The following is a 1954-nucleotide window of genomic DNA, read 5'->3' on the forward strand; positions in this document are numbered from 1 at the left end:
TGCTTTACCGCGATCGCGCGCGGGGAGGCCCGCGCCGCAAGCCGTAAAGCCTCTGAACGGCCCGAGCCGACCGACCTATTCGTAACCACGGGCTGGCACATGCAGCCCCACCGCGGCCGTGCGGCCGCGATGGCTCATCGGGGGAAGGTGACCTGGTCAGTTGCGCGCGGCGCGCAGCTCACGCGGCAGGGCGAAGACCAGGGTCTCGTTGGCCGTGGTGACCGACTGCACCTCGCCGAAGCCGTGCTCGGCGAGCAGGTCGAGCACCCCGCGCACCAGGATCTCCGGCACCGAGGCGCCGGAGGTGATGCCGACGGTGCGCACGCCATCGAGCCAGGCCGGATCGATCTCGCGCGCGTAGTCCACCAGGTGCGCGGCCCGCGCGCCCGCGTTCAACGCGACCTCGACCAGGCGCACCGAGTTCGAGGAGTTGCGCGAGCCGACCACGATCACCAGATCGCATTCCGGCGCCATCGCCTTGACCGCCACCTGACGGTTCTGGGTGGCGTAGCAGATGTCGTCGCTCGGCGGATCCTGCAGCGCGGGGAAGCGTTCGCGCAGCCGCTTGACCGTCTCCATGGTCTCGTCGACGCTCAGCGTGGTCTGCGACAGCCAGATGACCTTGTTCTCGTCGCGCACGCTCACCCCGTCGACCGCGTCGGGGCCGTCGACCAGCTGCACGTGGTCGGGGGCCTCACCGGCGGTGCCCTCGACCTCCTCGTGGCCCTCGTGGCCGATCAGCAGGATGTCGTAGTCGTCGCGGGCGAAGCGCTTGGCCTCCTGGTGCACCTTGGTGACCAGCGGGCAGGTGGCATCGATGGTGTGCAGGTTGCGGGCGGCGGCGGCCTGGTGCACCGCGGGCGAGACGCCGTGGGCGGAGAAGACGAGCACCGCGCCCTCGGGCACCTCGTCGGTCTCGTCGACGAAGATCACGCCGCGCTCGCGCAGGGTTTCCACCACGTGGCGGTTGTGCACGATCTCCTTGCGCACGTACAGCGGGGCGCCGTGCTTCTCCAGCGCCTTCTCCACCGTTTCCACCGCCCGGTCCACGCCCGCGCAGTAGCCGCGCGGCTCGGCCAGCAGGACGCGCTTGGCGCCCTCGGCGTCGATCGTCCCGGTACCCGCCGAGCGGGCGATACCGACGTTCAAGGGGATGGCCGAAGACATGCCCCCCAGCTTACGTGGATGTTCCGTCTTTGCAGATCACACCCCATCGGGCAGGCTGGAAGCATGTTCCGACCACCGTTCCTGGCCCGGGTCGCAGCCGGCGCCGCCGTCTATGCCCTGGAAGAAACCCGTCGGCTACCCAGCGCCGCGGTCAAGTTCCCGATCACGGCGATCAGCCAGATCCTGCAGACCGGGATGCACCTGCAGCAGTTCGTGACCAGCCTCGCTCTCAAGGGCGACGAAGTCTTCGACCGCCTGGTGCCCGCCACCGAGGCACAGCCGGAGTGGGCCACCTTCGACGAAGATCTCGACGACGAGCAAACGAATGGCAACGGATACGCGAGCTGGGCGAGCCGCTTCGACCTGCACACGGGCGAGGAGTCCGCGAGCGTCAACGGGCATGCCGGATCGAGTGTGACGATCGTCGCCGAGGACATCGCCGAACTCGGCGAGCAGGCCGAGAACACCGCCGGGGAGACCGGGGAGAGCACCGCCGAGCAGGCCGGGGGCACCGAGGTCGAGGAGCCCGAGGTGGCGCGCCGCTACAACTACACCGAGATGACGCTGGCCCAGCTGCGCGCCCGGCTGCGCATGCTCACGCTGGAGGAACTGACCGCGCTGCTGGACTACGAGCAGCGGACGCTGGCCCGCGCGCCCTTCGTGACGATGCTGACCAACCGGATCGCCACCGTCCAGGCCCAGTGAGGCCGCCCCGACCGCCACGCCGACGGGCCGCCCCCGCACCAGCCCGGCCGGCCGGGCGCGGGGTACAGGGGGGCAGGCACAC

2 protein-coding genes are annotated in these 1954 nt (G+C 70.3%); one reads left to right on the forward strand and one right to left on the reverse strand.

Features of this window, described 5'->3' with window-relative positions:
• Nucleotides 1–156: 156 nt before the first annotated feature.
• Complete coding sequence (locus QH283_RS29500) at nucleotides 157–1167, reverse strand: 4-hydroxy-3-methylbut-2-enyl diphosphate reductase (protein WP_280506189.1); 1011 nt, start codon at nucleotides 1165–1167, stop codon at nucleotides 157–159.
• Nucleotides 1168–1230: 63 nt separating this feature from the next.
• On the opposite strand from QH283_RS29500, the gene QH283_RS29505 reads away from it, so the two are divergent.
• Nucleotides 1231–1872, forward strand: coding sequence for a lipid droplet-associated protein (locus tag QH283_RS29505; protein WP_280506190.1), 642 nt, complete (start codon nucleotides 1231–1233; stop codon nucleotides 1870–1872).
• Nucleotides 1873–1954 lie beyond the last annotated feature (82 nt).

This window comes from Nocardia farcinica, assembly GCF_029867845.1.
Lineage (GTDB): Bacteria > Actinomycetota > Actinomycetes > Mycobacteriales > Mycobacteriaceae > Nocardia > Nocardia farcinica_A.

Excerpts from the sequence above, each read along its gene's own strand:
- QH283_RS29505 (WP_280506190.1), top strand. The coding sequence starts at position 1,231 with ATGTTCCGACCACCGTTCCTGGCCCGGGTCGCAGCCGGCGCCGCCGTC.
- QH283_RS29500 (WP_280506189.1), bottom strand. The coding sequence starts at position 1,167 with ATGTCTTCGGCCATCCCCTTGAACGTCGGTATCGCCCGCTCGGCGGGT.